Source organism: Photobacterium aphoticum, from assembly GCF_001029435.1.
In the GTDB taxonomy this organism is placed as follows: Bacteria; Pseudomonadota; Gammaproteobacteria; order Enterobacterales; family Vibrionaceae; genus Photobacterium; species Photobacterium aphoticum.
The window spans coordinates 94651-102644 of sequence record NZ_LDOV01000015.1 but is presented as its reverse complement, the minus strand read 5'-3'; the positions used below and the strand labels follow the sequence as shown (position 1 = coordinate 102644).

At 52.5% G+C, this 7994-nt stretch carries 5 protein-coding genes; 1 reads left to right on the top strand and 4 read right to left on the bottom strand.

Annotation, left to right across the window (positions count from 1 at the left end):
* Positions 1 to 375: 375 nt before the first annotated feature.
* Complete coding sequence (locus tag ABT58_RS08310; protein ID WP_047873929.1) at positions 376 to 1662, bottom strand: erythromycin esterase family protein; 1287 nt, start codon at positions 1660 to 1662, stop codon at positions 376 to 378.
* A 197-nt stretch (positions 1663 to 1859) separates the two neighbouring features.
* Complete coding sequence (ilvY, locus tag ABT58_RS08305; RefSeq protein ID WP_047873928.1) at positions 1860 to 2744, bottom strand: HTH-type transcriptional activator IlvY; 885 nt, start codon at positions 2742 to 2744, stop codon at positions 1860 to 1862.
* 137 nt (positions 2745 to 2881) lie between these two features.
* Between ilvY and ilvC the strand changes: the two genes are divergently transcribed.
* Positions 2882 to 4366, top strand: coding sequence for a ketol-acid reductoisomerase (gene ilvC / locus ABT58_RS08300; protein WP_047873927.1), 1485 nt, complete (start codon positions 2882 to 2884; stop codon positions 4364 to 4366).
* A gap of 96 nt (positions 4367 to 4462) precedes the next feature.
* On the opposite strand, the gene ubiK is transcribed toward ilvC, so the two are convergent.
* Both ubiK and ABT58_RS08290 read right to left on the bottom strand, forming a co-directional pair.
* Entirely contained in the window at positions 4463 to 4732 is a 270-nt protein-coding gene (gene ubiK / locus ABT58_RS08295) for a ubiquinone biosynthesis accessory factor UbiK (protein WP_047873926.1), read from the bottom strand.
* A 131-nt stretch (positions 4733 to 4863) separates the two neighbouring features.
* On the bottom strand, positions 4864 to 7983 hold the full coding sequence (locus ABT58_RS08290) for a multidrug efflux RND transporter permease subunit (protein ID WP_047873925.1): 3120 nt from the start codon (positions 7981 to 7983) through the stop codon (positions 4864 to 4866).
* Positions 7984 to 7994: the final 11 nt, after the last annotated feature.

Sequence of the window (7994 nt, the reverse complement as noted above, 5' to 3'; positions counted from 1 at the left end):
CTTATTAAGAAACCCTGTCGGAAACGACAGGGTTTTTTGCTATATACCGCTCCCAGAGAGCCCTACGGCCTCTAGGTCGCGGCACTGCCGTGCGCGTTGAGTCCCATCCGCTCCGCCACTTATTAAGAAGCCTCGCTAGAAATAGCGGGGCTTTTTTACATCTGTCTTTTATTGGTTCGCCCTACGGTCGAATGCGTCCCGATCGGTTGCGAGTCCAATTGAGCGCAAGTCCAGACTAGGCGTCCCCGCCGCTCCGCTACTTATTAAGAAACCCTGTCTTCGGATTGGGTTTTGTCGTTTAATATGCCGTGATTATTTATACAAAGCCCGAGTCTTACGACTCGGGCTTTGTTGTTTTTATTGCTGAATAATGATTTACATCGGGCGTGCTGTGGTGGGTGTTTCTGTGGGGATGAATAAGATGCCATCCATGATTTTTGAAGGAATAGCGATACGAGCACTGCCAAAGTCTGTTTTGATACGCTGTGCACTGTCAAATGCTGCCCTGTCTTCTCCTGTCAGCCCTTTTATGTCAATAAAGGCATCTGGGTAGCCGGACTGGTACAAGATGTGATTGAGTGAGCCAGAGACACTCTCTACCGGAATGGTGTTGGATTCCCATGTAGCCGTATCAAAGTCAAAGGGGGCAAGACGGCCGGTATGCGTCAGTTGCATGACATTATAAATAGTGGTGTCAGGGTAGCGCTCATTGGTCGCCTCAACCACCGATCCTGATAAAGGCGTCACGTGGATATTGTGACCCCAAAGTAGCGCTTGCCCATCGATGTTGAACCATTCCTCGCGCAGCCATTTGAGGTTTTCGGCAGACTGATAGTCTGAATACTCGTATGCTTCATTATGGATGACCTGAAAGGACTGGGCGCTTAAGCTGCGGGCGATTTGCAGCCAGAAGGAAGCGTATTGCTTAAAGTCCCTGGGATGGGTGGGATCGTAAGCCGGTATGGTTTCTTTGGACTTTTGTTGGGCAAGGGTGTCTTCCAGTTTGTTCAGTGCTGCCACCAAGGTGTTGTGATCAGTCATGGTAAATGTCTGCCCTTGTGCATACCACGGACACATCATGACGGGCGCGATACGCTGGATGTCGGCATAGTCTCGCAGAGGAAGGCCGTTATTGTTCAGGTAACTTTTCAGCTCATCAAACATGACACTACAACCGGCATCACTGGTGATACGGGCTTCATACCCAGCCAGGATCAGCGGGTTCGTCCCTTGCTGGTCGACATCGTGGATATAGTTAAACAGCTCCGCCATTTCCTCACTGAAACGGTACATAAACATGTAGTTCGCATCGGGGCCGGTAATGGCATCAAGCAGGGTTTGTTTGCCCGTTAAGTAGTTTTGCCAGGCGGCGAGACCATCATAAAAGCCCGCTTCCATGACGAGAAGATCGGCATCGCCCTCTTGGTGAAGGGCTTTGACTATGCGTCCCCTTAAACTAAAGACTTTTGATCCCTGATGAGAACTCTCCCCGAGGGTGACGATATCGTAGCCGCGCGTCGCGGTGATCAGGTTGGAAAGATCACTGTTATCCGATTGGATATCGGTGCTTTCTAAGGCTTGATAAGGCGTACTGATCGTTTCAACTTCCGAGCTGTTACAGCCGATAAGCAGCAGGGGTAGCAGTAGAGACAACTTGCGCATAGGGTGACTCCCGAGGATGAATGTGATCCATCATTGATCGGGGCGTCTTTTACGTATATCAGGAAAGCGTGACTTATCGAGCAAGTATTCAGTAGCGCTTTTTTGTCATCATTCGTTACGCAATTTTGTGTGATAGTTCTATTACTGTGATGGCGATAGGGGCGACATGGTTCTGCACTCTCCTTGTGTTATCGCCTCTATACCCATATCCCTTCAGCCACTTCCCACAGTGCTTTGACTAACGGATTATCGAGTTGATGGCGCAGACAACACAGGCCAAGTTCAAATGGCTTGATGGGAGCGACTTTGAGGCGTTCAATCTTATCCCGCACCGGACTGTTATCGATCACCACATCCGGCGCGATGCCGACCCCACACCCCAACGCGACCATGCTGACAATGGCTTCATGGCCGGACACCTGCGCGTAAATCGGTGGTTTGATTTTCATCTGCTTGAACCACGTATTGGCTCGCTCCCGCGCTGTACCGGCTGCCGGCACAATGAAGGGAATGGTAGACCAATCGGGATGGCTGTTGTGTAACTCTTCAGTAAAGGCGCCGGGGGCGGTAGGGGCGATCACAGACAGCGGGATATCACTGATGGGCTCAAAAGCCACTTTGGCCGGCAGGTGCTCGGGCAGGGCGGAGATAGCGATATCGGCTTCATCGCTGGCCACCGTGTGGATTGCTTGGGCGGGATCGCCGGTAGAGACTTTGAGCTCAATACGCGGATGCTTGAGGCGAAACTCAGACAAGAGATCGGGCAGGTGGCTGTAGCTGGCCGTGACGGAGCAAAATAGCCGTAATTCGCCACTGAGCTCGTTACTCGAATCATTAAACCGATCTTGGTATTGCTGCCATTCTGCAAGGATATTGAGGGCAACCGGCAATAATGCGCGGCCGGCCGGTGTCAGCTCGACACTGCGGTTATCGCGGGTGAACAGTTGCTGGCCTGCTTCCTGTTCCAGCTTTTGAATTTGCCGGCTTAAGGCGGAAGGGCTGATGTGCATGGCGGTCGCCGTTTTAGCGAAATTTCGGCTGTCACATAGGTGGATAAACAGCTGCAAAAACTTGGTATTCATGGTGTCCTTCCCATGTTGCAAAAAACGCAATTACTTGTTGTGAATATATCACTTTGCGCAACAAATAGGGTGAATTAGTATCAGGGTATTCGACAAGTCATGTCGTTCAAGGAACAGAATTCACGGAGTTTGTTGTTATGGCTAATTATTTCAATACCCTTAATCTTCGCCAGCAGTTGGACCAATTGGGTCGCTGTCGTTTCATGGATCGTGCTGAGTTTGCCACCGAAGCGGATTACCTGAAAGGCAAGAAGATTGTCATTGTCGGCTGTGGTGCTCAGGGCCTGAACCAAGGTCTGAACATGCGTGATTCCGGTCTGGATGTGGCGTATGCACTGCGTCAGGCGGCGATCGATGAGCAGCGTCAATCGTACAAGAATGCGAAAGAGAACGGGTTTGAAGTGGGTAGCTATGAAACACTGATCCCACAGGCGGATTTGGTGGTGAACCTGACGCCGGATAAGCAGCACACCAATGTGGTACAGACGGTGATGCCGCTGATGAAACAAGGGGCGGCACTGGGTTACTCGCATGGCTTTAATATCGTTGAAGAAGGTATGCAGATCCGCCCTGACTTGACGGTTGTGATGGTGGCACCGAAGTGTCCGGGTACGGAAGTACGTGAAGAGTACAAGCGCGGTTTCGGTGTACCGACCCTGATCGCGGTTCACCCGGAAAATGACCCACAGGGCGATGGCCTAGAGATCGCCAAAGCGTGGGCTGCCGCAACGGGGGGTCACCGTGCCGGGGTACTGGAGTCGTCGTTTGTGGCGGAAGTGAAATCTGATCTGATGGGTGAGCAAACTATCCTGTGTGGCATGCTGCAGGCTGGCTCTATCGTGTGTTACGAGAAGATGATTGCGGAAGGTGTTGAGCCAGGTTATGCCGGTAAATTGCTGCAGTTTGGTTGGGAAACGATTACGGAAGCACTGAAGTTTGGTGGGATCACCCACATGATGGATCGCTTGTCTAACCCTGCCAAAGTGAAAGCGTTTGAGCTGTCTGAAGAGCTGAAAGATCTGATGCGTCCGCTGTACAACAAGCACATGGATGACATCATTGAAGGTGAATTCTCTCGCACCATGATGGCTGATTGGGCGAACGATGATGCGAACCTGCTGGGCTGGCGTGGTGAGACTGCCGAAACCGCTTTTGAAAACTACCCGGATAGTGATGTACAGATCTCAGAGCAAGAGTACTTCGATAACGGTATCCTGATGGTGGCCATGGTGCGTGCCGGGGTGGAACTGGCGTTTGAAGCGATGACAGCCTCTGGCATCATCGAAGAGTCGGCTTACTACGAGTCTCTGCACGAACTGCCATTGATCGCTAACACTATTGCCCGTAAGCGTCTGTATGAGATGAACGTGGTGATTTCTGATACCGCAGAATACGGTAACTACCTGTTTGCCAATGTGGCGACCCCGCTACTGCGTGAGCAGTTCATGCCAAACGTCGGTACGGATGTGATTGGTAAAGGTCTGGGTGACACCTCTAATTTTGTCGATAACCAGAAGCTGATTGAAGTGAATGACGCGGTGCGCAACCACCCGGTTGAGTGGATTGGCCAGGAGCTACGCGGCTACATGACCGACATGAAGCGCATTGCCGTTGGCGGTTAATGCCTGTATTTCGCTGAATGTGTTCAGATAAAAGAAAGCCCAGCATGTTGCTGGGCTTTGTTGTTTTTAGCGTTCGGTTTGCGCGGCTTTGGGCGATCAGTCTTGCTTGTCTGCGGCGTCTGCGGTCAGGCGGCTTTCCAGTGCTTCCAGCTTTTGCTCCAGAGCGGTCAGCTTCTGGCGGGTGCGTAGCAGGACTTGTGTCTGCACGTCGAACTCTTCGCGGCTGACGACATCCAGTTTACCCAGTTGGGCCTGGATCACCTGACGAACTTTCTGCTCAACATCGTTACCCAGCTCTTTCACTGGCTGTGGCATCGCGTCTTGGATTTGTTTGGCAACCTGCTCTAGTTTTCTTGGATCAAACATGGTTCTGTTAACTCCGTAGCGGCATCTTATTGTTGCCGTTATTTTATTCAAAGATAACCCTATTGTCGTTGAAGATGCGGACAAAGAAAAGAGGCCGCACAAGGCGGCCTCTTTGTTTATTGCTTGAACTCTTACTGTTCGCGCGCTTCTTTCAATGCGTGGCGTGCTTCATCGGCACGCTTCAACTTTTCCAGATCTTTATCCTCGACAAAGACCGGCAGTGGTTTGTGCACGCTGGCCAGATAGGTGTAGATCACAGGCAGTACGAACAGGGTAAAGAGCGTACCGATCGCCAGACCGGCCACGATAACAATACCGATACTGAAGCGCTGCGCTGCACCGGCACCCGTTGCGTAAAGCAGTGGGATCAGACCGGCAATCATCGCGGCGGTGGTCATCAGGATTGGACGAAGACGGATCTTCGCGGCTTCCATCACCGCTGCCATGCGATCTTTCTTATGCAGCAGCTGCTCTTCTTTGGCCACCTCACAGATCAGGATACCGTGCTTGGTGATCAGGCCTATCAGGGTGATCAAGCCGACCTGTGAATAGATGTTCATGGTCGAGGCACCCCATGCCAGCGCAATCAAGGCACCACAGATCGCCAACGGTACAGATACCAAGATCACCAGTGGGTCACGTAGCGATTCAAATTGAATCGCCAGTACCAGGAAGATGATCGCCAAGGCCAATGCAAAGGTGGTGTACAGCGCGTTACCTTCGGTCACAAACTGACGGGACTCACCCATGAAGTCATACTGGTAACCTGATGGCAGCATGCTGACCGCTTCGGTCTGGAACCAGTTGATAGCATCACCCATGGCCACACCCGGTGCAGGTACCGCACCTACTGTGGCTGAGTTTAGCTGGTTGAAGTGCGGCAGTGAGCGAGGCTCAGACACCACATCAATCGTTACCAAGCTGCCCAGCGGGATGGCATTGCCGTTAGCGGCACGCACGTAGTAGCCTTTCAGCGATTCCGGATTCAGTCGGTATTTACGTTCTACCTGCGGGATCACCTCGTAAGAGCGGCCGTTCAGGTCGATTCGGTTCACGTAACCGTCCGCCATCATGGTACTTAAGGTGATACCAATATCCTGCATGGTCACGCCGTAGGCGCCGGCTTTGTCTTTGTCGATCTTGATTTTCATCGTCGCCGAATCGTAGTTCAGATCCAAATCCGAGTAGACAAACATGCCGTTGTTTTTCACTTTCGCCAGAATATCGCTACTGATCTGGAACAGACTCTCAAAGCTGTTTGGCGTAGTGATCACGAACTGGATAGGCAGACCGGAACCGGCACCTGGCAGTTCAGGCATCTGGAACGCGGTAACCGCCATTTCTGGAACGTCTTTCACCAAGCCCGTGACGCGCTTCACGACTTCCGCCTGACTGGCAGTACGTTCGCTCCACGGTACCATCGACGCAATACCAAAAGCTTGGTTAGAGCTTGGTACACCAGAGAAGACCTGCGCAAACGCCACTTCCGGTTGTTCGGCCAAAATACCGTTCACGCGCTCCATGGTGTTCTCGATGTAATCGAGGTTGGCATTGGACGGTGCGGTACCCATCAGTACCAGTACGCCTTTATCTTCCGACGGTGCCAGTTCACTTGGGATGAACTTGAACAGGATCGGCAAGGTACCAAATACGATAACAGCGAAAACAATCACCACTGGACGCATTTGCATGATCCCGCCCAGCATTTTCTCGTAGCGCGCCGTCATGCGATCCAGGAAGTGGTGCACGGTGGTTTCAAACTTGCTTGGCTTTTCGTTGGCCTTGAGCATTTTTGAACACATCATCGGAGACAGCGTCAGGGCGATGATCCCTGAGACAAACACCGCACCAGCCAGCGTCAGAGCGAATTCCTTGAACAACGAGCCGGTGATGCCGCCCATCATGGCGATAGGGGCGTATACCGCACCCAGCGTCAGGGTCATGGCGATAACCGGCACCGCAATTTCACGGGTACCGATAATGGCGGCTCGGAACGGCGATTCCCCTTCTTTGATGTGACGGTCGACGTTCTCAAGGACCACGATCGCATCATCCACCACCAGACCGATGGCCAATACCATCGCCAGCAATGTCATCAGGTTCCAGGAGAAACCGAACGACTGCATTACCATGGCCACGCCAATCAATGACAGCGGAATGGTCACGATAGGAATGATCACCGCACGGAATGAACCCAGGAACAGGGTGATCACCACCAATACGATGATGGCCGCTTCGGCGATGGTCTTGATCACTTCATGAATCGACTCGTTGATGGCAATCGTGGAGTCATACATGATGTTCATTTTGATGTTGCTTGGCAGGTTGCGTTCCAGCTCCGGCAACAGCTTGTACACATCAGCGGCAATGTTGATCGGGTTGGCACTTGGCGCGGCATTGATCGCGGCAACCACCGCTTCTTGGCCGTTAGCAGAGGCACGGTACACATCGTGGCTCTTTTCCAATGTGACTTTTGCGATGTCACCTAGACGGATCACTTGACCGTCCTTCGTGGACACGACTAAGCGTTCCAGCTCGTCGGTGTTCGTGACCTGTGTATCGGCCGTGCCGTTGTACACCACAAACTCGCCCGTTGCCTGACCGGTCGCTGACTGGTAGTTGTTGGCGTTCAGGACACTCATCACATCGGTGGCCATCAGGTTGTAAGCCGCCATCTTGGCCGGATCCAACCATACGCGCAGGGCGTACTTCATACCGCCGTACAGGTCGACTTTCGACACCCCGTTCACGGTGAACAACTGCGGGTTGATCACACGCTCCAGGTAGTCCGTGATCTGGCTGGAGGCCAATTCATCACTGGTAAAGCCGATATACATCACCGCCGTGGTCGAACCGGTCGACATGGTCACGGTTGGGTCTTCGGCTTCTTTTGGCAGCTGAGAGCGAACCGAGTTGGTCTTAGCCAGAATATCAGCCAGTGCCGCGTTCGGATCGGTATTCAGCTTCATGGTCACCGTGATGGTGGACGAACCGAGCACAGACGACGAGGTCATGTAGTCGATATTGTCAGCCTGTGCGATGGCCTGTTCCAGAGGTTGGGTAATGAAACCCTGGATCAAGTCGGCACTGGCCCCGTAGTAGCTCGTGGTCACGGTGACCACGGTGTTGGTCATGTCTGGGTATTCTCGTACCTGCATTTTGAAAATGGCTTGCAGGCCGAGGAGCGCGATCAGAAAGCTGATCGAAATCGCCAGAACAGGACGCTTGATGAAAACATCAGTAAAGCGCATCTCTCCTCCGA

Bases quoted from the DNA above. Each gene is read 5' to 3' on its own strand.
- ABT58_RS08310 (WP_047873929.1), bottom strand. From the start codon at position 1,662: ATGCGCAAGTTGTCTCTACTGCTACCCCTGCTGCTTATCGGCTGTAAC.
- ilvY (WP_047873928.1), bottom strand. From the start codon at position 2,744: ATGAATACCAAGTTTTTGCAGCTGTTTATCCACCTATGTGACAGCCGA.
- ilvC (WP_047873927.1), top strand. From the start codon at position 2,882: ATGGCTAATTATTTCAATACCCTTAATCTTCGCCAGCAGTTGGACCAA.
- ubiK (WP_047873926.1), bottom strand. From the start codon at position 4,732: ATGTTTGATCCAAGAAAACTAGAGCAGGTTGCCAAACAAATCCAAGAC.
- ABT58_RS08290 (WP_047873925.1), bottom strand. From the start codon at position 7,983: ATGCGCTTTACTGATGTTTTCATCAAGCGTCCTGTTCTGGCGATTTCG.